This window comes from Reichenbachiella agariperforans, from assembly GCF_900142205.1.
GTDB classification, from domain to species: Bacteria; Bacteroidota; Bacteroidia; order Cytophagales; family Cyclobacteriaceae; genus Reichenbachiella; species Reichenbachiella agariperforans.
Genome location: NZ_FRAA01000003.1, coordinates 449905 through 471295, shown reverse-complemented (window position 1 = coordinate 471295; position 21391 = coordinate 449905). Strand labels below are relative to the sequence as shown.

Genomic DNA, 21391 nt, shown 5'->3' with positions numbered 1-21391 from the left:
ATGGAAGATTTGAAAGAAAAGGTCGTAGAGGCCATCAAAAAAGTATACGATCCAGAGATTCCTGTGGATGTCTACGAGTTGGGATTGATCTATGAGATCAGTATCCATCCGGTCAATAGTGTCTATGTGTTGATGACGCTGACTTCTCCAGCTTGCCCGTCTGCGGAAGCGATTCCGGACGAAATGAAGCAGAGGATTCAAGAAATCGAAGGGGTAGGGGAGGTCAATGTGGAAGTGACTTTTGATCCTCCATACGAGACTGATATGATGTCCGAGGCAGCCAAGTTGGAACTCGGGTTTATGTAATAAGAATTAGTCAAGCGATTGCAGATAGGATTTAATCAGTGATCGTTTGATAGGGAAATTAAATAATAAAGAAATGTATCCAGAAGAATTAGTAGCCCCAATGAGAGCAGATTTGACCTCTGCGGGATTTGAAGAATTGAAAACAGCAGATGCTGTGACTGAGCACTTGACAGACCATAGTGGCACGACCCTTTTGGTAGTCAACTCGGTATGTGGCTGTGCAGCAGGTGCTGCTAGACCCGGTGTGAAAATGGCTGTCGCCAATGGCGCTAAAAAACCCTCACATTTGACAACTGTATTTGCAGGAGTAGATGCTGATGCGGTGCAGAAGGCGAGAGAGTTTACGTTGCCTTACCCTCCATCATCTCCATCGATCGCGCTGTTCAAGGACGGTGAGTTGGTGCACTTTGTCGAGAGACATCACATCGAAGGACGTAGCGCTGAGATGATCGCTGACCACTTGGTGAGCGTATTTGACGAGTACTGCTAAGCCAGTTTTAACATATTAGAAAATAGACATTAGAGAATCGAGTATCTGATGTCTATTTTTGTTTTACTCCATTTTGAGTTCTAATTATTAACCCCAAAACCATGGCCAGAACCGAATCCAATATGATGCCGCTAGGCACTGTCGCTCCCAAGTTTAACTTGCCTGATACCGTATCTGGAAAGGAGCTTTCTTTTGATGCTATCAAGTCTGACAAAGGAACTGTGGTGATGTTCATCTGCAATCACTGCCCCTATGTGATACATGTGCAGGAAGAAATCGTCCGCATGGCCAAGGAATATGGCGAGCAAGGACTGTCCTTCGTGGCAATCAGCGCCAATGATGTGGTCAATTATCCAGAAGATGCGCCAGACAAGATGACGGAGCATGCCCGAAAATATAATTTTGATTTCCCCTACCTCTATGATGAGTCTCAGGAGATAGCGAAGGCATATCAAGCCGCTTGTACACCTGATTTTTTCGTCTTTGATGGACAAGACAAGTGTGTCTACCGTGGTAGAATGGACGCTTCGACACCAGGCAATGGGCAAGTCGTAACAGGCGAGGAGCTTCGGATGGCGTTGGATGATTTGGTCAAAAATCTCCCTATCGATAGAGAGCAACATCCAAGTATAGGCTGTGGGATCAAATGGAAGGCTTAATACACGTAATTTGAACGTGTGAGGATGGTAAAGAGACCCGGTTGTGTAATCTGGTTTTAACCTTTTATTTGTTCGGTATCAAATAAACTTTCAACTTTACGACTTTTAACATTGAACAACGGCCATGTCTGTACACAAACCCAATATCAAGCGCGTCACGACGCATCAACTACAAGAGATGAAAAATCGTGGAGAGAAAATCTCCATGCTTACGGCCTATGATTTTTCGATGGCGCGGATCTTGGATCAAGCAGGGATCGATGTGCTACTTGTCGGAGACTCAGCGTCTAACGTCATGGCGGGTAACGAAACTACCCTACCGATCACACTGGATCAGATGATCTATCATGCGCAGGGAGTTGTTAGGGCCATCAATAGAGCCTTTGTGGTGGTAGATTTGCCATTTGGTAGCTACCAGGGCAATTCACGTCAGGCACTAGAATCAGCCATCCGGATCATGAAGGAATCTGGTGCGCACAGTGTCAAACTCGAAGGAGGAGCGGAGGTACGAGAGAGCATCCAGCGTGTCCTGACGGCAGGTGTGCCTGTGATGGGGCACTTGGGATTGACACCACAGTCGATCTACAAGTTCGGGACCTATAGCGTGAGAGCCAAGGAGGAAGAGGAGGCCGAGAAGCTGATTTCAGATGCCAAGGTGCTCGAAGAATGTGGTTGCTATGCGATCGTTTTAGAGAAAATACCGAGCAAACTGGCCAAGCGAGTAGCAGAGACAGTGTCCATTCCGATCATAGGGATAGGGGCTGGGCCTGATGTAGACGGGCAGGTACTGGTCGTGCACGACATGCTAGGGATCACACAGGAGTTTCAGCCAAGGTTTCTACGCCAATATGCTGACATCAGCAAAGCCATGCGTGAGGCCACCGAAAACTATATCAAAGACGTCAAAGCCAAGAGTTTCCCCAATGAAAAGGAGAGTTATTGATTTAGCTTGTTTCTGTTTTCTTAGTTAGAATGTTTTATGACAGGAGTTAAATAAGGTGTAAATGATCAACTCAAATGAGTCTGTGCAATGCCTGCTGAAGAGGAACTGGATGTAGAGGTTGTAGAATTGGGGTGAGCTAACACATTGAGCCAGGATGATACAAGTCTGAAGACTTGTCTTACATAGACACTTTCAAGTCTCGCTTCACTCTAAGACTTGAAAGAGCGGGCGGTGTGCCTTTTTTAATTGTTAGTGTCTAAAATTGATAGTGCTAGATCAATGTCTGTTAGTTTTTCTATGAGAGTAAATTTTCTAAAATGCTTCTGTTTAGTTTTTAGTGATTCGTTTATATAGCTTTTGATGTCATCAGAAGACACATAGGTTGTTGGAAATCCAAATACATGACCTAAAAATTCAATTTCAACGAACTTATCGTTTGAATATAAATAGAGCATTCTGTCAAATATTAATACAGGTGTTTCTGCTTCACTTCGTAACATAGTAAATAACCCTACGGCTTTAACAAAATAGAAGACTGGCATATCAAACCTATCAGATCTAGCAAAATCTCTAATTGCGTTGTAATGTTCCGCATAACCTAAATCTCTTTGCCTGTTAAGTTCTTCAAAGTACATTTTGTAAAGTCCTCTTTTGAAGTCTCTGCAAAGTTGTTTTTGAAAGTTCCCATCTAAACGGAAAGCAGGTTTGATGGATAGTCTAGGTTTATTTTTACGGGTTTTTATATCGAAAAATCTTGATCTAAACTTTCCAACTTGCTTTTTTGTTTTTTGACCGAAAAGGAATCTATTTCTTGAAATGTTAAAAGCTTCTTTTAGAGCCTCTTCTATTGAATAGTTTCTTTCTTGTTTGTTTCCGAAATATTCATTGCAAGCATCGCAAACGTTGTTATTGTAGTTTTGACCACCAAGTGATTTTGGAATGGTGTGAGCTTTTTTATCAAAAGTCGTTTGAGGGTTGGATTTTAAACACCAAAGACAAATACGATTGTTCAATTCTTATAAGTTTAAGCATGACATACAGCAACCTAACACATGACCCCATGTCACATATCCGCATTATATTTTTTATGAGAGACTAATCTAGTAGATTTTTGATGGTGATCAAACCCTTTGACGCTACGCGTGGGGTGTATTATGGTTCGGCGTGAGGGGTGGTTGGCGTATCGGTGTGGATGCTTTTTTGTATGTAAGCTATTGATATCCAGTGTAGGATGTTTTATATTCCTTATTGATCCGTGTCAGATGGATGCGGATCGTTTATTTACTAATCCATTTAAATCAACCATTATGAGTACAGAAAATGTAATCTCAGTAGACATCCCAGCAGCGGATATTCAGACGGTGGAGGATGCCCTCGCCACGATTCAAACCACTTTAGCACCCTATCTACTAGCACTCACTTCGGAGCAGCGCAAGACCATCCCCAAGATGGGCGATGGCACTGTGCCATTTGTGGACAAGGTGATGGACTATGCGGTCAGTGATTCGATGTTTGTACCACCTTATATGGATGTGCCAGAGATGTCCAAGGATTTTGCGGTGGTGAGTGTGCTGATGCCGCTATTGCGGACGGTCGATCAGTTGCAGAGCAATCTCAGCGATACGACCATGATGGCGGGATCGGAGGCGTATGTGGCGGCTCTGAGCTACTACAACTCCGTCAAGATGGCTGCCAAACAAAATGTCCCTGGCGCCAAAGCGATCCACGATGACTTGAAAAAGCGCTTTGCAAAATGAGTCGATACTAGAGCAGTAAGTCCTATCGTCCTAGGGCGATAGTTATTTAGGTGCAATGACCCTCCTGCGAGGTGGGTCGTTGCACCTTTTTGGTTCAAGGGAGGACTTATTTACTCAGACGATCCGCCTTTTAGCTCCATAGTCGAGCCTTTTTGCACCATCGCTGGAGTAAATAGACTCGACGTTGCACCAACTTACTCCACCGTTGCAGCTTTTAGGCCCGAGGTTGCGCCTTTGAAGTGGGGAGGGGTACTTCGCAAGTGGGTACCCCCACTTCGGAGGTGGGGTAGAGCTGTTTAAAGGCACTTTTTTGGTGTTTTGGGTCATCCCCGAATCGGGTCAAAATATGCAGAAAACCCTCCAAGGGGTTTAGCCATAAAATCAAGGCGATAGCTCCTGCGTCGCTTCAGAGAATGACGGTTGAGGAGCGTGAAGAGAAGGGGGGCAACTTCATTAATCTTGTAGCCTATCCAACCCCAAAATGTATCTAGGTTGACGCGGTAGATGGGGCGTAGCGGATGCTACGACCAGTGGGGGACTTGACATAAAACTACTACTAAATCCAAATTTCCGAGCAACAAAGGTGTCCGAGTTTGTTCCTGAAACCAAGTCCAATATCGCCGCTATCTTGTAGGACTCTCTGTACTCATGCTTACTTTTGTGTTTTATTGAGTTGTCTTCTCCTTCTATCCTTTTCATAATTAACACTTTTGTGTCAACCTATTTCAGGACGTGACCCCCTTTAAGTCTCGCTTCGCGCTAAGACTTAAAAGAGCGTTTATTTTATATTAAACTCAATAGGTAATATCATTCTTGTTCTGGCGAGTTCCCCTTTGTTAATAGCAGGGTACCAAGTCTGCGCATTTTTCACTATTCTAACCGCTTCTTGATCACAAGATCCTCCAATACCCTTGATTGCTCTTACATCAGACAGAGAACCATCTCTATTAACAATAAACTGCACAAATACTCTTCCTTCAATTCTCCGTTTTATAGCGTCTTCAGGATATCTCATATTCACACCTAGGTACCTATAAAAGCCACGCATACCGTCCATTGGCAATGGTTTAACATCAACAATATCATAAATTTCAGTTGTGTCGTTGGGTTTAGTAATTGCTCCTAAATTTAGAGTATCCGTCTTACTGCAATACTCGTAAATGATTTGATTTAATGAAGTAGAATCTAGTTTTATGGCTTTTTGGTAGTAATCGCACGCCCCCTTTTTATTTCCAATTTCGTGGAATATTTCAGAAATTTTAAGGTGTACATCAGCAGATTTGTCCCCTTCAATTATTGCTTTAATAAAATCATCCCTTGCTTCATTATACTTTTCCATGTTCAATAAAGCATTACCTCTGTTATAATAGAGATCTAATTGACTAACAAAATGTTTACCAGGTTTATTATTTTCGATAGCTCCTGTGTAATGCTCAATAGCCTTATTGTATTCCTTGACTTGAAAATAAATATTACCTGCTAGAAACAACAAATCAGCCCTTTTATCCTGATTGACTAATACTTTAGTAATATTTTCTTCAGCAGAATTATAATCACCAATCATTAAGTAACACCTTGCTCTACCTATATAAGAACTTGTATCATTTGGGTTCAATTCTATTGATTGATCAAATTCGAGCAAAGCATCAGAAAAATTCTGTTGCTTGATCAGTTCCCAACCCAACTTGCTTTTTTGTGCAACTAATTGATTGCTAATTAAGAATAGGACGATTAGGGCTTTAAAACAATATTTTTTTTTATACATTTTCACGATGCTCTACAACAATTGAGCAAGTACCGCTTTGTGCAACATACCTGCCTTATATTCCTCTCGAATCTAATGGATTTTTAATTGTGTTCATTCCTTTACTGCCACTTAGGCTTTTTCAAGTGTTCTGAATTTGCTCCTGCAGCCTGCGAGAAGGAATCCACGGTGCTAAATATCTCCCTGCAGCCTACGAGAAGGCTAAAACCTATTTTTTGTCATGTAGCTTCAGAGAATGACGGTTGAGGAGCGTGAAGAGCAGGACAGTTATCCGATGATTTAGTGATGAAAACCGAAGGTTTTCCTATAACTTTTCCAAAGTTCTATCTTTTATCCACTGAAAAGTCCTACTCTTTCTGAGTAGTTGGAAATGGCAACTTTGGAAAAGTTTGAGATCGTTTAAATGCGTTTGTCCTAGGGCTGGTAGCCGATGTTTTTTGCGCTAGCGGTTATTTTTTCTGTCCTTTCAACCAATAGCCCAAGTAGAAACTGCGAATCATTAGGGCTAAGACGAGGGGGATGAAAGCTTCGTGTAGTTGCTGGGGGAGTGCACCACTGAGGATGACCTGTAGCATGAGCACGAACCCGTATAGGTTGAAATAGTATTTGAGCCATGGTGCTTTCTTTTTTCGGAGTAGGAGGATGAGTGCGATCAGGTTGAGCGGTGTGCACCAGATGAGGTTGTAGTTGTGCTGGGAGAGGTGATCCGTGCCAAACCAAAGGAGTAGTAGACTGATGCCGAGCACACCCGTGCTGCCGAAGAGGATCACATCGACGAAACGGTAGTTGGCCTGATATTTCAGACTGCGGTGCGTGACCAGTCCTACAAAGAAAAACACCAATACGAAGATCAAAAATGGACGAATAGGACTTGCCATGCTGGGTTGGTCGGCTGCTTTGTTGACTATCTTTTTGGTTTTGACGAGCGGTTGAGTGGTCGAGTCATTGGAGAGCTGGGCACCATCTAGTGCAATCTCGAGGTATTCGGGCATGTACATGTATGCTGGGCCATCGGCACGTCTGTCAATCTCCGACCCGAGACAAAAGTCTATTCCTAGGTCTCCCCATGGTTGCTCTCCCAGATATTTGTCCATGAGATCTCTGTAGCTGAGGGAATCGTTGGCGTAGCTGTAGTTGAACTGGACGCGTCCGTCTAATGATTGTTCGATGACGTCTCGGATTTTGGTCGCGCAGTTGTTGTAGCAGTAGTTGTAGTAGTAGTCGGCGTTTTCGGGTTTGGCGTTTTCCGTTAGGAAGTCGAAGATCTCCTGTTTTTCGGTAGGGCTTAGGTTGAGGGTTTGTTCGGTGATGGTGCGGTTGATACTCATGTAGTAGCGCAGAAAACGCGAGTAGTGTGCCGTGCCGAGCTTGTAGAGTAGTTTCCCTTTGGTGAAGTTGAGGTAGAAATTGGGCTGGTCAAAGTCGAAGATACCGTAGTTGAACACGATATCGAGGCGGTTGAGGTCGTCACGTACACGGACGGCACTGTGTCCAAAAGCCGAATAGAGCTCCTCCTGTCCGGGGCTCATGGTCATGACGATGATCTCTGCCTGACCCGACAGCTGCGTGCGTTGGGCGAGGGTAGCGTGAGCGATGAGGGATAGGAAAACGAGCGTTAGGAGTGTTTTGAAGCCTTGCATGTGTCAGAGTGTATTGAGCGAGTAAATTAACCTGTCGCTTTTTTTGAATCAAATTTTAGATGGACTAAAATGCAGCCTTTCTCCCAAAGGTGACACAACTACACGATCATATCAATCTACTCTCGAAACTGGATGTGCGCAAAGTGCGCAACGCCTATCAAGTGTGGAAAAGCTATCGCCGGAGTAAGGGGAGTGGCGGTTATGTCGCGCCGGGTTTGCCACTGAGTATCGCGATCGAACCGACGACTTCTTGCAACCTGCGGTGTCCCGAATGTCCGAGTGGTTTGCGGTCGTTTACCCGACCGACGGGGATGCTGGAGCAGCGCTTGTTTGAGCGGTCGATTGAGCAGATGAAGGCACATTTGATTTACTTGACGTTTTATTTTCAAGGAGAGCCCTACTTGCATCGACAGTTTTTGGATATGGTGCGTTATGCCAGTGATCGCCGCATCTACACCGCCACGAGTACCAATGCGCATTATTTGGATGACCGACAGGCCGAGGCTACTGTGCGATCGGGTCTCGATCGGCTGATTATATCCGTAGATGGGACGACACAGGAGACCTATCAGAACTACCGTGTGGGAGGTTCGCTGGACAAGGTGCTGACAGGTGCGCGAAACATGGTCAAATGGAAGCGGGAGCTCAAAAGCAAGACGCCTCATTTGATTTTTCAGTTTTTGGTCGTAGGACCCAATGAGCATCAAATCGACGAAGCAAAACAACTCGCCAAGGATATTGGCGTCAATGAAATACAGTTCAAGACGGCTCAGATCTATGACTATCAAAACGGGTCTGACCTGATCCCTGAGAACCCTCAGTATTCGCGCTACCGCAAAAATGCCTTGGGCAAATTCGAGTTGAAGAATCCACTGCTCAATGAGTGCTGGAAGATGTGGCAGGGCTGTGTGGTGACCTGGGATGGCAAGGTCGTACCTTGCTGCTTTGACAAGGACGCCAAGCATCAGCTCGGAGATCTCAACGAACAACCCATGGCTGAGATATGGTACAGTGACAAATACACGAATTTCAGAAAAAGCGTCTTACAGTCTCGCTCCAATATTGATATTTGTCAAAACTGTAGTGAGGGCTTAAAAGTGTCGCTGACCGATGGCTAAAAAGAATCTATATTTCGTGGCAATCGTGCCAGAGGAACCTGTGCGAGAGCAGGTGCACCAGTTCAAATGCGAAGCGGCTGATCGCTACGGCTCGAAGGCTGCGTTGAAATCCCCACCGCACATCACGCTACATATGCCGTTTCAGTGGAGAGACGACCGAGAGGATCAGCTGCTGGAGGTGATGCGTTCTTTTTCGTTTGATCGCTATCCGATAGAGCTGACGCTCGATGGGTTTGACTTTTTCCCGCCTAGGGTGGTCTACATCAAAGTGGAGGAAAACGAGGCACTGCGCGAATTGCAGAAGGACCTATGCGATCACATCCGTCGCGAGCTCAACATATTCAATGCGACCTACAAAGACATGGGGTTTCATCCGCACATGACGATTGCATTCAGAGATTTAAAGAAGACGCTTTTCCCTCAAGTGATGGAGGATTATTCGCAGCGGAACTTCCAAACCAAAATGACTGTAGCAGGCTTTACGCTGTTGAAAAACGAGTCTAAGCAATGGCAGGAGGTGCTGTATACGGGGTAGTGTGATAGAAAAGGTGTGTGCCACAGGCCGAGGATCAGAATAGTTACAATCCCTTCAAGGGTTGGGTTTTTCATAAAGCAGCGCACGATCGACAGTCTTGATGTTATGGGGCTAAACCCTTGGAGGGTTTTCTGCTCTAAGGTTCGACTCTGACTTAATAGACCAGTTGATCGACGGGTTGTTTGGTGTCCAGTTTTAGACTTTTGTTGCCCTCTGGCGTTTTGACATGGACGAGATTGATCTGGTCAGCGAAGAGTTCGAAGAGTACGGTGTTTTTGACGGATAGCGATTTGAGTTTTTTGACCTTGGGTACTTCGATGAAGCAGATCAAAACATCCCCTTCTACTTTCGACCCGAGATAGTCGAGTGTGACTTGTTTTTCATTCACGGATATGACAAAATGCTCCAGCATGTAGGCCTCTATCAGAGGGTTGAGTTCGGTGAAGTCTTCTGTGGTGGAGATGTTGTATGCATGATCCGTATCGAATCTGGTGAGCGCCTGTTCTAGGTCATCGATGAAGATACGTTGGCTGATTTCTAAGGCTTGAGACTCGGTATCATGCTCTAGTTTGGTAACTGACACATGGAAATCATGGAGCATCATACCGCTCATATAATTTATTAGCAACACAAAAGAATAGATCGTCATGAAGTCTGATTTTAAAACTATGTTTACAATATACGTACCCACAAAAGTAAGGAAACTTACGAGAGAGGTGTTGGATATTATACAAACGGCGAGCGAATAGCGATGACAGATTTTCAGTTGTATTTTGAATTAGGGAGAGCGCATATCATGGACATCACAGCCTATGATCACATCTTGTTTGTGATGGCGCTGTGTACGATCTATCAGGTAGCTGAGTGGAAGAAAGTCTTGATTTTGGTGACGGCTTTCACGATTGGGCACTCATTGACATTGGCACTGGTGACTTTGGATTTGATCGCAGTGAACTCGGCGGTGGTTGAGTTTTTGATTCCCGTGACGATCCTGATTACGGCCTTGGGCAATATCAGAAAGCGCAACGTGGATTTTCATCAGCGCGCCTCTCGAACCAATTACTTCTTTGCTTTGTTCTTTGGTCTGATCCATGGTTTGGGTTTTTCCAATTACCTCAAAGCCTTGTTGGGTACGGATACAGATATTATTGGTCAGCTTTTTGCCTTCAACGTAGGGCTTGAGGTCGGTCAAGTTTTGATCGTCTTGATTTTTATGGGGATAGCAGCGGTACTACATTTTTTCTTTCATATCGCGAGGAGAGACTGGATACTAGCCGTCTCCTCAGCCATCGCAGGTATCGCGGTGATGCTGATGATCGAGACTAAATTTTGGTAATAGATTATTAACTAATAGGTGCGTTAGCACCGAGGATTCTACTTAAATAAATTTCACACTATGAAGAGAATAATGATGTTCGCTCTTGCTTTGATGCCGCTACTGTCGCAGGCGCAGGGTGTATGGGAGCAGAAATTTGAGCAATTGGGCACTACCCTGCCCACACCGAACCAATACAGAACGGCATCTGGTGCTCCAGGTGTAGACTACTGGCAGCAGAAAGTGGATTATACCATCGATGTAGAGCTCAATCAGGCAAACCATGAGGTGACAGGTAGTGAGGAGATTACTTACACGAACAATTCACCAGATCAACTCTCGTATCTATGGGTGCAGTTGGATCAAAACATGAGAGCTAAGGATTCGGATACACCACTCGTAGAGGCGAATGAAGTCAAAAAAGAAATGACAGGAAAGTCACTGCAAAAGTTGACCAATGGGTTTGATTATGATGGAGGATTCAAAATCAAATCTGTGACAGATGCCAAAGACGTGGGGTTGCCCTACACGATCAACAAGACGATGATGAGAGTAGATCTTCCTGAAGTTTTGAAAACAGGTGAGAGCGTTACGTTCAACATCGCATGGTCATATACTGTGCAGGACAGACTCAATATGGGAGGTCGTTCGGGATATGAGTACTTTCCAGCGGATGACAACTACCTCTATACGATCGCGCAGTGGTTTCCACGTCTAGCGGTGTATGATGATGTAGAAGGCTGGCAAAACAAGCAATTCCTCGGCAGAGGGGAGTTTGCGTTGGAGTTCGGGGATTATGAAGTTAACCTGACCGTTCCTGCGGACTTCATCGTGGCATCTACAGGTACGCTGCAAAACCCTAAAGATGTTTTAACGGCCAAAGAATTGGCTCGTTTTGAGAAAGCCAAAACGTCTTTTGATGCGCCTGTTATCATCGTGACAGAAGAAGAAGTCATCGAGAAAGAAAAGACTAAATCAACGGCAAAGAAGACTTGGAGCTACAAAGCTGAAAATGTAAGAGATTTTGCTTTTGCTGCATCAAGAAAATTTATCTGGGATGCACAGGCAGTTAAATTGGGTGATAAAACACCACTGGCAATGTCTTACTACCCTAAAGAAGGAAACCCGCTATGGGAAGATGAGTCTACCAAAGCAGTAGTCAATACACTCATCACGTACTCAAAACACACGGTAGAATATCCATATCCAGTAGCGATTTCGGTGCATACCGCAGCGATAGGGATGGAATATCCGATGATTTGTTTCAACTATGGACGTCCTGACGAAAATGGAGAGTTTTCTGATCGATTGAAATGGGGAATGATTGGTGTGATTATCCACGAAGTAGGGCATAACTTCTTCCCGATGATCATCAACTCTGATGAGAGACAGTGGACATGGATGGACGAAGGGTTGAATACATTCGTACAGTCACTGACCGAAAAGGCATATTATCCAGAGAAGCCTTTGAGAAGAGGCGAAGCGAAATTGATCGTCGATTACATGAAGGGAGACAAGATGTTTATCCGTCCGATCATGACGAATTCAGAGCAGATCATTCAGTTTGGAAACAACGCCTATGGTAAGCCAGCAGCAGCGCTTAGCGTATTGAGAGAGACGATCATGGGGCCAGAATTGTTTGACTATGCATTCAAGACGTACTCAGAGCGTTGGGCGTTCAAACACCCGAGCCCAGCGGACTTTTTCCGTACAATGGAGGATGCTTCGGCGGTAGATTTGGATTGGTTCTGGAAAGGATGGTTTTATTCAACAGATCACGTAGACGTATCGCTAGACAAAGTGACTTGGTACAAAATGGGCGTACCGGAAGAAACCGTAGAGAACAAGCCTAAGAAAGGTAAGAAGGACAAGAAAGTCTCTGAAAGTACTGAGGATGAGAAGGTGCTTGATTTTGCAGAAGAAGCAGAGATTTTCGAGTTTAAGGATACCGAAGACAAGAGCTACTTTGAGTTCTTGAACAGAGTAGACGATGCAGCAGTCAAACTGGCCAACGAGAACAAAAATTTCTATGAGCTGACGTTCTCTAACCAAGGAGGTCTAGTGACGCCATTGATCGTCGAGTGGACGTATGAGGATGGTAGTTCTGAGACGGAGTACATCCCTGCTGAGATCTGGAGAATGAATGAAAACGAAGTGAAAAAGGTCTTCGTGAAGGATAAGAAAGTCACCAATATCGTGATCGACCCTAAGGAAGAAACGGCTGACACCAATGTAGAAGACAATGTCTTCCCACGAGTAGAAAAGCCATCTGACTTTGATGAGTTCAAGTCGGACAAGAAATAATGTCAATTAGAATTAGAATCGAAACCTCTGGGAATTATCTCAGAGGTTTCTTTGTTTAGAGGGCTATAACAAATCAAAAACTATGGAATCTTTCGAATATGTGGTGGTTTTAACTTCCTTGATTCTTGGCCTAGCGATGGCTCAGATTTTAAATGGTGTCTCTGATATGGTGGCACATTACAGCAAGATCAAATTCAGCTTTGCGCATACGATTCTCATCGTCATCATATTTTTTGTTACGATTCAGGATTGGTTTTACAGTTACCAGTACTCTAAACAGATAGAGGAGTGGACTATGCCGACCGTCTTGTCGATATTGAGTTTTCCGATTTTACTGTTTATCGAAGCACGCATCTTATTCCCAACAGGTACCAGAAGCAAGGAGGTGGATATGGATGTGTATTTCTATGACAATTGGAAGTGGCTCTATACGCTTTTCACGATGACCATCATTGTGAGTATCCTCCAAAACATCTTCTTCTCTGGGTTTACGATTATCGAGCAAGTACCATTGATGCTTTATGCAGGGGTTTATTTGCTGTTTATTTTTGGAGACTTCAAAAACAAGCTCTACCATGATATATTCATGGTAGCACAGTTATTTGTGTGGTTGAGCTTCTTTATTTTAGAAAAATCTACGTTGTAGTCTTTGTGAACTTTTCGTGATCTTTTTGCCGTTTCTTTACGAGTGACTAATTCCTGATGCTTGACCATGGATAAAAAAGTACTGATCATAGAAGACGACGAGAGTATCGTAGAGCTGTTGACGATACATCTACGAGATTTACACTGCGAGGTAAGTAGCGCCTATCGGGGCAATGAAGGTGCTACTATGGCGATGACGGGAGATTATGACCTGATCGTCTTAGATATCAATCTCCCTGAGAAAGATGGTTTGGATGTATGTCGTGAGCTACGTGCCGCTACTGTACTGACGCCTATCCTGATGCTCACCGCACGCTCCGAGGAGATAGATAAGATACTGGGACTGGAAACGGGGGCTGACGACTACCTTACCAAACCTTTTAACATTCGAGAGTTTACAGCTAGGGTTAAAGCTATTTTTCGTAGATCCGATATGTCTCGACCTCAAAATCAGAAAGAGGAGCTGGCTACCATCGTATTAGGCTCGCTATCCATCGATCAGGAAAAACGCAAAGTCCTCAAGTACAATGAACGTATCGAACTGACACCCAAAGAATTTGATTTGCTAATCTTGCTAGCGCAGCACCCAGGCCGCAGCTACAGTCGCGAACGATTACTCTCACTGGTGTGGGGGTATGAATTTAACGGATATGAACATACCGTCAACTCTCACATTAATCGCCTGCGTGCCAAGATAGAAGATAACATGAATGCACCTCACTACATCCTCACCACATGGGGAGTAGGTTACCGATTCAACGACGAACTAACATAAATTATGGCTTCAGCATCCAATTACTCGACGGGTTTGTTTCTCAAACTGGCAGGGATTTTTCTCCTTCTTTTATTGTCCGTTTCTGCCCTGTACTTTTACTTTTCCCTGACGGTGGCTGACAAGCATTTTCAGGAGAAGAATCAAAAACTGAATGCCGGTGTGGCCAAGCATATCGGTACGGAGCTGAAACCGTTTTTGGACGGGAAACTTAATGAACAGGCTACGGACGATATTATGCACCACATGATGGCGATCAATCCCGCCATAGAAGTGTATCTGCTCGATACCACAGGGGCTATCCTCAACTATGTCGCACCTTACAAAAAGGTGGTTTTGGATCGTGTGGGACTCCAGCCGATAGCAGAGTTTTTGAATCCGAGTTGTGAGGCGATGATCCTAGGTGATGACCCTCGAAAAGAGGGACGAAGTAAGGTCTTTTCTGCGGCTAAAATCGAGGAGGATGGACAAGTACTAGGCTATGTCTATGTGATATTGGCAAGTGAAGAGTATGATAGTATCGGCGAGCAGCTGTTTGATAGTTATATACTGAGATTAGGGTCTGTATATGGGTTGATTGCGGTGCTGGCAGCGTTAGTGATCGGGGTGTTGGCTATTTATTTCATTACACGAAATCTGAGTACGGTGATTGATACTGTTCGCCGTTTTCAAAACGGGGAGATGAGTGCTAGGATCGAAGTGACGAAAGGGGGCGAAATCAATGAGCTCGCAGAGTCATTCAATGAGATGGCAGATACAATCGTCGGTAACATTGAAAACATGAAATCGATGGAGAACCTACGCCGAGAATTGGTCGGGAATGTGTCCCATGATTTGCGAACTCCTCTCGCGGTGATCCATGGATTTATCGAGACACTGATCATTAAAGAAAAGGGGTTGAGTGATGAGGAAAAGAGAAAATACCTGTCTAGAGCACTAGATGGAACCGAGCGTCTCAAAAAGCTAGTCGAAGAATTATTCGAACTATCCAAGCTGGAGGCAAAACAAGTTATACCCAACAAGGAAGCGTTTTTCATCAATGAACTGATAGATGATATCACTCAAAAATATGCTGTGTTGTTAGAAGAGAGAAAGCTGACCATGATACCAGTGCATGAAAACCACCCGTTTATGGTGTATGCTGATATAGGACTGATCGAGCGAGTCCTTCAAAACCTAATAGATAATGCCATCAAGTATACACCAGAGAATGGAGAAATTCGCCTAGAAATCAATGCGGTCAAGGAGCAGGTTGAGATCAAAGTCACCGACACAGGTAAGGGGATTCCTGAGGATCAGATACCCTTTGTGTTTGATCGCTATCATATCGGAGACAAACGTATATCACTAGACCAAAACAGTACTGGGCTGGGGCTGGCCATTGTTAAGCGTATTTTGGAAATCCATGATTCGTCGATTCGGCTGACTAGCGCAATGGGGCGTGGGACGACGTTTTCCTTTGATCTACCACAGTACACGGCTTAGGTTTGAAGGTTTTATGATGTCTTCGTGATAGTTCTGTGACATCCAAAAAGGATCTTTGGATAGAACAAAAACTAAAACAATGAAGAAACTAATATTATCTCTAACCCTGTGTGCAGTGTTATTCACTGCTTGTAAAGAAGACGAAGGATCAGCTATGGGAGTCTTAAGCTTAGATATATCTGGTCTAGGTGATCTGGGCGATGACTATGTGTACGAAGGCTGGATTATTGTTGATGGCAGCCCCGTATCTACGGGTGTTTTTTCAGTAAATGATGCCGGAGTGTTGGATCAAACGCGTTTCGAAGTAGACGAAGCGATCTTGGCCTCTGCGACTACTTTCGTGCTGTCTATAGAACCAGAAATGGATAGCGATCCAGCCCCTTCAGCCACGAAGATTCTCGGCGGTGATTTTTCTGGAGATGCTGCAACAGTGATGATTAGCCATACTGCTGCACTAGGGACTAGTTTTACTGAGGTCGGAGGTAGTTATATCCTCAAAACTCCTACGACGACTACAGATTCGGATGACCTGAGTGGTGTATGGTTTTTAGACCCAGCGACTGGGACACCAGCATTGATCAATTTGCCAGACCTGACGAGTAAGACAGGCTGGGTGTACGAAGGCTGGGCTGTAATCGACGGCCAGCCTGTATCGACAGGTAGATTCAACATGGATACAGGTGCGGACCAAAGCAGTGCGTTTAGTGGTCCTGAGTCTGGGCCAGGATTTCCTGGAGAGGATTTTATAACCAATGCGCCGAGTGGACTGACTTTTCCTACAGACCTAACGGATGGTGGAGTGATCGTGCTTAGTATAGAGCCAGAGCCAGACAATAGCCTTAATCCTTTCGAACTGAAACCTTTGCGTGGTGCAGTGCCCTCTGGTTTAGCTCCAGGGACTTTGCAGGCCATGGAAAATATAGCTGCGAGTACTTATGCCAGTGGTACCGTTAGTAGATGATTTTTTTTAAAAAAAGTGTAAATAGAAAATAGCCCTTAGAGGTAAGGGCTATTTTTTTGATCAAACGGGATAGCTCTTTGGGGTTAATCTTTCTTCACGTTTCGCTATGGCAGTTGAGTTTGTCGTCTTTGAGTTAAAGAAATTGACCGATTTGAGAGGGTATATTTTGAACGATTGTCAGTGGGGTAGTTATTTAAATTGTTTTCAGGTTCAGTCCATACTGTTCGTTGAATCCTGCGATACCTTGCAATCCACCTGTGTGTACCGCGACGATGGTTTTTCCTTCTTCGATTTTTCCTTTTTTGATTTGATCAAAAAGTCCGTACATCATTTTTCCTGTATAGATGGGATCTAAAGGAATGCCGTGTTGATCGTAGAAGTTTTGGATGAACTCGATGAGCTTAGGCGTATGCTTGGCATAGCCGCCAAAGTCATAGTCATGTACGATAGCTTGCCGCTCGTGAAACTCTGGAGCGAGTAGTTGTCCAACTAGTTTTTCGAGGTAGTCTTCTCCTGCTAGTGAAGCGAACCCCAAAGCTTTCTGATGAGCCTGCAGTCCAGATGCTAGTCCTGCCAAGGTGCCTCCTGTACCTACTGGACATGTGATATAGTCAAAGGGTGTATCTATTTCGCTTAGGATTTCTTTAACACCCTGTAGCGCGAGGTGATTGCTACCTCCTTCTGGGATAATGAAGGCAGAGTATTCCTGCTGGTGCATGGTGAGCCAGTGTGGACTCGTCCGAAACATGTAGTCAGCTCTGCTCACGAACAGTAACTGCATTCCGTTTTCGTGCGCTTTTTGTAACGTAGGATTAGAGTTCTCGTTGAGTTCCTCGCCTCTGATTACCCCGATTGCTTGAAAGCCAAAGCGTTTGGCAGCTGCTGCGGTCGCTGCAATATGGTTAGAATACGCTCCCCCGAAAGTGAGGATGATCTCTTTGTCCTGTTCTTTGGCTTTGATCAGGTTGTACTTCAGCTTTCGCCATTTGTTGCCTGAGATGTCTGGATCGATAAGATCTTCTCTTTTGAGGAAAAGTTTAATGTTCTTTTCTTCAAGCAATTCGTCATGAATGGGTACAAGTGGTGTTGGAGCTGATTTTTCAAACATGTCCAAATCTATGAAGGAGCGAGCAAATTAACCAACAATTCTAGCTAGATAATAGATCGGCTATTCGATCAGGTCATTGGCGTAGGCAAATTTTATTAGTCCAACTAGAGAATTTGTTTTGGTTTTCCTAAAGATGTTTTTGCGATGTGTCTCGACGGTTCGTTCGCTGATGAATAATTCATCTGCTATTTTTTTGTTGGTGTATTCTTTCGCGATCAGTTCGAGGATTTCTCGTTCTCGCTGCGATAGGAGTTTTGGCGTGGTGATATTGAGATTGTCAATCAATATACGATTAATGTCTTGGCTGACATATGACTTACCGGCAAGCACGGTTTTGATTCCTGTCACGAGTTCGTGTTGAGAATCCTTTTTGAGGATGTATCCGTCAACCCCTGATTTTAGGATTTCCTTGACGAGATGTGCCTCGTCATGCATGCTCAGAACGAGCGTTTTAGCAGAGGAGTTAGCAGCCTTTAGGTGTTTGATGAGGGTAAGGCCATCACCACCTGGGAGGTTGTAGTCTGTCACGATGATGTCATAGTCTTTTCGGGCAGTTAAGTCTTTTGCTCCTTGTAGGGTGGTGGCCTGGGCTATGGAGATGTTATCAAACTCTCGGTGGAGTAGTTGTTCTATACCATCTAGCATCATCTGATGGTCGTCTACGATTAGGAAATACACGCTTCTGTATGTTTTAGTTCAGAAATGTAGGGGCGATGTTGTTTTGGTTTGTGGGCTATTAAATTATGCGATTTCTTTAAGTATATCAGTGGTAATATCCATGACATCTGACACATCAAAAATCGGCATTTCTTTGTTTTTGAAATAGTTGCTATGGAGTTGAGCGACATAGGCTTCTGTAAAATTATCGTCCCACATAAAGTCCTTAGCCAACTGTGGAAACCTCGTGAGAATGATAGAATCTGAAATGTCCAGCATAGTACGTAGCACTCTCAGAAATTTCACTTCGTCCTCCCTTACCTCTAGGTCGGCGTATATGACATCCACGGCTACCTGAATGAGTTGTAGCTGTTGTTCTTCGGTCAAGTTTGATTTGCTCACCTTTCTGAAGTAGTCTTTGAGGTACTCGGTACCTCTCAGATTGATTTTCTTTAGCATAACTTCTAGCTCTTCGTCGATGGTGATGTCTCCGAAAATATTGTTGCCCTGCCCCATGCGCATGATGGATACAATTTCTTTCTTGTCGATGTGACCATCGCAGGTCATGAACGAAAATGCTGTGCGTAAGAGTAGGTGGGGGAATGTTGACTTGGACATAATGTGATTAGGATATTTGAAGGATAAATTTAATCATTTTGATCAAATACCTTTTGTGCGATTTGATTAATACTATCTAGAGCCAATTGAAGTTGTTGGATTATTCCCTAATATTGAATTGGAAAGTAAGTAGTGACTCGATCGCAATGACTCACTGCTTGATGGGGGTATTAGACGATGAGTAGTTTGGACAAGAGAACATTTCAGTTTTTACAATTAGGGTTGGCAATATTGGTTATGAGTTCGTCAGGGACTTTAGGTAGGTTCGTTGGGATTCCGCCAGAGCAGACGATATGGGCTCGCTGTGTAGTAGGAGCGATTGTTCTTTTTGCTTATCTCAAATTTTCGAATACTCCTACCTATTTGGGATGGGGGCGGTCGTTTAGAACCGTCAGTATTAGTGCTTTATTCTTAGGAGTGCACTGGGTGACTTACTTCTATGCTTTGAAGTATACCTCTGTGGCTATCGGTATGCTATCTCTCTTTACCTACCCGGTGATTACTGCAGTACTAGAACCTTATATTCTTGGTTACAAGCACAAGCTCGCTGACGTATTGGTTGCTTTGTTGGCATTCACAGGAGTGTTTTTTTTGGTGCCAGCTTATACCTTTGGCAACCAGGTGACGCTGGGGATTGCTTTTGGAGTAGTATCAGCTATACTTTATTCGGTTCGAAATATACTACTCAAAAAAGATATTGGAGAACATTCTGGAATTACACTCATGTACTATCAGTTGGCAATTCTCAGCATTGTCATGTTTCCTGTGATCTATCTGGGAGATGTTGGTTCAAACCTACATGGGATTGGAGGCAATTGGCAGCCCCTGTTGATACTAGGTGTATTGACTACTGCTGTGGGCCATACACTATTTGTATCTAGTTTTAGATATTTTTCCATTACCACTATTAGCATTATCAGTAGTCTAACACCACTTTTTGGAATAGGTTTAGGACTGTTGTTTCTTGGGGAGATTCCACAGCCTAAGGTTTTAATTGGTGGAGGTATTATTCTGAGCTCAGTAATCGTCGAGAGTATTCGTTCGACCAAGCGTTAATAGTTCTATATGCACCTGTCATATCTATAGCTTAAGGCCAAAAATGTTCCTAGCGTCTGACAGACTAGGTTGATAGTTTTTCCATATACCAAAGGCGGATTTCCTGATAGCTCCTTTGCCAAATGACGATCACATGTTGAGTTTTACAAATACTACCCATCCAGTTGGTTGAAGAACTCTAAATGCGTCTATTTTCTTAATTTTAGTTGCAAAAGTAGACTTTTAAGAGGGTGAAATTGAACCCAAAGGACACTGCTAAGAGAGCGTAAACCGTTCATTTATAGTGTAATAATTGGATGATTTCAATATCAATTTGCTGTATACCAATAGAATTTAAATACCAACTTTTGAGTATTCGTTTAGACGCAATTAATTGATATTTTTGACCGTTGCATAATATGTCTGGTTTACGGGAAGGGAATGATTCAGTTGCAGACATTTACATAACTTATTTAACTAACGATAGAGTTGCTATGGGGAAAACTTACTTACGAACGTTGTTTGTATTCGTATTTGTGATGGTTGGATTATCCAAAGTTCAGGCACAGAGCATCAACAATGTACAAGTGCAGGTCGATGGAGATGATATCAATATATCATTTGATCTTAAATTCAAATCCAGTATTCAAGAAAAGTACGACATAGAGATATTCTCTTCTCGGGACAATTACGCTACGCCACTTGCAGTCAAAGATGGCAAGCTAAAAGATGTAGCAGCAGTGAATGCTCGGTTGACATATGTAGTGGACGGAGCTACAGTCTTCGAGGAATTCAAAGGAGATGTCAATTTTCAGATAGTAGCGACAATGGTGTATGCACCAATCGTAATCGATACACCTAGCAAGCCGAGTAAGCACAAGAAAGGTAGTATGGTGCAGGTCAAATGGCATGGTGGAATAGAGGATGAAAAGTTCTCTGTTGATTTATACAAGAATGGTGTAAAGCAAGAGACCTTAGATGCCAACAATGAATACGGTACCTATAGCTGGGTCATGCCACGAAAACAAAAGAAGGGAAAATACAAATTAGCTATTCAGTCAGATAGCAATAGCTCTAATCGGGCATTTTCACCAGAGTTTAAAATAAAAAGTAAAGTTCCATTTATTGTCAAAGTACTGCCTGTATTAGCGGCAGGTGCTGCTGCCTACTATTTCTTAGAGGTACAAGGAGGAGAACCCGTAACGCCTCCGGGGGGAGGAGAATCCTTACCTAATCCACCTGAACTACCATGATTCGGATCAATCTAATAATGATGAG

At 43.8% G+C, this 21391-nt stretch carries 23 protein-coding genes; 15 read left to right on the top strand and 8 right to left on the bottom strand.

Features of this window, described 5'->3' with window-relative positions:
- The 4 genes from BUB99_RS11135 to panB all read left to right on the top strand — a co-directional run bounded on the left by BUB99_RS11135 (position 1) and on the right by panB (position 2398).
- Positions 1-306 carry an iron-sulfur cluster assembly protein gene (locus tag BUB99_RS11135; protein ID WP_073122471.1) on the top strand — a complete coding sequence of 102 codons (306 nt, stop codon included), beginning with the start codon at positions 1-3 and terminating at the stop codon, positions 304-306.
- A gap of 73 nt (positions 307-379) precedes the next feature.
- The gene (locus BUB99_RS11130) at positions 380-796 is read left to right on the top strand and encodes a BrxA/BrxB family bacilliredoxin (protein WP_073122469.1); all 417 of its coding nucleotides are present in this window, start codon (positions 380-382) and stop codon (positions 794-796) included.
- Between the two features lie 101 nt (positions 797-897).
- Positions 898-1455: a thioredoxin family protein gene (locus BUB99_RS11125; RefSeq protein WP_073122468.1), complete on the top strand. Its 558-nt coding sequence runs from the start codon at positions 898-900 to the stop codon at positions 1453-1455.
- 124 nt (positions 1456-1579) lie between these two features.
- The gene (gene panB / locus BUB99_RS11120; protein ID WP_073122466.1) at positions 1580-2398 is read left to right on the top strand and encodes a 3-methyl-2-oxobutanoate hydroxymethyltransferase; all 819 of its coding nucleotides are present in this window, start codon (positions 1580-1582) and stop codon (positions 2396-2398) included.
- 242 nt (positions 2399-2640) lie between these two features.
- On the opposite strand, the gene BUB99_RS11115 is transcribed toward panB, so the two are convergent.
- On the bottom strand, positions 2641-3411 hold the full coding sequence (locus tag BUB99_RS11115) for an HNH endonuclease (protein ID WP_073122464.1): 771 nt from the start codon (positions 3409-3411) through the stop codon (positions 2641-2643).
- 294 nt (positions 3412-3705) lie between these two features.
- Between BUB99_RS11115 and BUB99_RS11110 the strand changes: the two genes are divergently transcribed.
- The gene (locus tag BUB99_RS11110) at positions 3706-4155 is read left to right on the top strand and encodes a hypothetical protein (protein WP_073122568.1); all 450 of its coding nucleotides are present in this window, start codon (positions 3706-3708) and stop codon (positions 4153-4155) included.
- 453 nt (positions 4156-4608) lie between these two features.
- Here the strand turns inward: BUB99_RS11110 and BUB99_RS20225 are convergent, their stop codons facing one another.
- The 3 genes from BUB99_RS20225 to BUB99_RS11100 form a co-directional block, all read right to left on the bottom strand.
- Positions 4609-4854, bottom strand: coding sequence for a hypothetical protein (locus BUB99_RS20225; RefSeq protein ID WP_139280979.1), 246 nt, complete (start codon positions 4852-4854; stop codon positions 4609-4611).
- A 79-nt stretch (positions 4855-4933) separates the two neighbouring features.
- The gene (locus tag BUB99_RS11105; protein ID WP_073122463.1) at positions 4934-5920 is read right to left on the bottom strand and encodes a TonB family protein; all 987 of its coding nucleotides are present in this window, start codon (positions 5918-5920) and stop codon (positions 4934-4936) included.
- Positions 5921-6369: 449 nt separating this feature from the next.
- On the bottom strand, positions 6370-7560 hold the full coding sequence (locus BUB99_RS11100) for a lipoprotein N-acyltransferase Lnb domain-containing protein (protein ID WP_073122461.1): 1191 nt from the start codon (positions 7558-7560) through the stop codon (positions 6370-6372).
- Positions 7561-7649: 89 nt separating this feature from the next.
- Between BUB99_RS11100 and BUB99_RS11095 the strand changes: the two genes are divergently transcribed.
- Together BUB99_RS11095 and BUB99_RS11090 are read left to right on the top strand one after the other, a co-directional pair.
- Positions 7650-8678, top strand: coding sequence for an SPASM domain-containing protein (locus BUB99_RS11095; RefSeq protein WP_073122460.1), 1029 nt, complete (start codon positions 7650-7652; stop codon positions 8676-8678).
- Entirely contained in the window at positions 8671-9213 is a 543-nt protein-coding gene (locus BUB99_RS11090) for a 2'-5' RNA ligase family protein (RefSeq protein ID WP_073122458.1), read from the top strand. The genes BUB99_RS11095 and BUB99_RS11090 overlap by 8 nt, the downstream gene beginning before the upstream one ends.
- A 154-nt stretch (positions 9214-9367) precedes the next feature.
- Here BUB99_RS11090 and BUB99_RS11085 read toward each other — a convergent pair whose 3' ends face one another.
- The gene (locus BUB99_RS11085) at positions 9368-9862 is read right to left on the bottom strand and encodes a DUF6702 family protein (RefSeq protein ID WP_084190509.1); all 495 of its coding nucleotides are present in this window, start codon (positions 9860-9862) and stop codon (positions 9368-9370) included.
- A 102-nt stretch (positions 9863-9964) separates the two neighbouring features.
- Here BUB99_RS11085 and BUB99_RS11080 point away from each other — a divergent pair, with 102 nt between their 5' ends.
- The 6 genes from BUB99_RS11080 (at position 9965) to BUB99_RS11055 (ending at position 16695) form a co-directional block, all read left to right on the top strand.
- Positions 9965-10549 (top strand): HupE/UreJ family protein, encoded by a 585-nt coding sequence (locus tag BUB99_RS11080; RefSeq protein WP_073122456.1) that lies wholly within the window; start codon positions 9965-9967, stop codon positions 10547-10549.
- Between the two features lie 60 nt (positions 10550-10609).
- Positions 10610-12832: a M1 family metallopeptidase gene (locus BUB99_RS11075; RefSeq protein WP_073122454.1), complete on the top strand. Its 2223-nt coding sequence runs from the start codon at positions 10610-10612 to the stop codon at positions 12830-12832.
- Positions 12833-12914: 82 nt separating this feature from the next.
- The gene (locus tag BUB99_RS11070) at positions 12915-13478 is read left to right on the top strand and encodes a hypothetical protein (protein WP_073122452.1); all 564 of its coding nucleotides are present in this window, start codon (positions 12915-12917) and stop codon (positions 13476-13478) included.
- Between the two features lie 66 nt (positions 13479-13544).
- A complete protein-coding gene (locus tag BUB99_RS11065; protein WP_073122450.1) occupies positions 13545-14252 on the top strand; it encodes a response regulator transcription factor in 708 nt (235 codons plus the stop codon).
- A 3-nt stretch (positions 14253-14255) separates the two neighbouring features.
- Positions 14256-15734 (top strand): sensor histidine kinase, encoded by a 1479-nt coding sequence (locus BUB99_RS11060; protein WP_073122448.1) that lies wholly within the window; start codon positions 14256-14258, stop codon positions 15732-15734.
- 79 nt (positions 15735-15813) lie between these two features.
- Positions 15814-16695, top strand: a complete 882-nt coding sequence (locus tag BUB99_RS11055; RefSeq protein ID WP_073122446.1) for an anti-sigma factor — start codon at positions 15814-15816, stop codon at positions 16693-16695.
- Between the two features lie 193 nt (positions 16696-16888).
- On the opposite strand, the gene BUB99_RS11050 is transcribed toward BUB99_RS11055, so the two are convergent.
- From BUB99_RS11050 to BUB99_RS11040, 3 genes are all read right to left on the bottom strand, one after another.
- Positions 16889-17803 (bottom strand): 1-aminocyclopropane-1-carboxylate deaminase/D-cysteine desulfhydrase, encoded by a 915-nt coding sequence (locus BUB99_RS11050; protein ID WP_073122445.1) that lies wholly within the window; start codon positions 17801-17803, stop codon positions 16889-16891.
- Positions 17804-17863: 60 nt separating this feature from the next.
- The gene (locus tag BUB99_RS11045) at positions 17864-18481 is read right to left on the bottom strand and encodes a response regulator (protein WP_073122443.1); all 618 of its coding nucleotides are present in this window, start codon (positions 18479-18481) and stop codon (positions 17864-17866) included.
- A 63-nt stretch (positions 18482-18544) separates the two neighbouring features.
- Complete coding sequence (locus BUB99_RS11040; RefSeq protein ID WP_139280978.1) at positions 18545-19078, bottom strand: tellurite resistance TerB family protein; 534 nt, start codon at positions 19076-19078, stop codon at positions 18545-18547.
- Positions 19079-19264: 186 nt separating this feature from the next.
- Between BUB99_RS11040 and BUB99_RS11035 the strand changes: the two genes are divergently transcribed.
- Entirely contained in the window at positions 19265-20134 is an 870-nt protein-coding gene (locus tag BUB99_RS11035; RefSeq protein WP_170863782.1) for a DMT family transporter, read from the top strand.
- Positions 20135-20607: 473 nt separating this feature from the next.
- Complete coding sequence (locus BUB99_RS11030) at positions 20608-21366, top strand: Ser-Thr-rich GPI-anchored membrane family protein (protein WP_073122437.1); 759 nt, start codon at positions 20608-20610, stop codon at positions 21364-21366.
- Positions 21367-21391 lie beyond the last annotated feature (25 nt).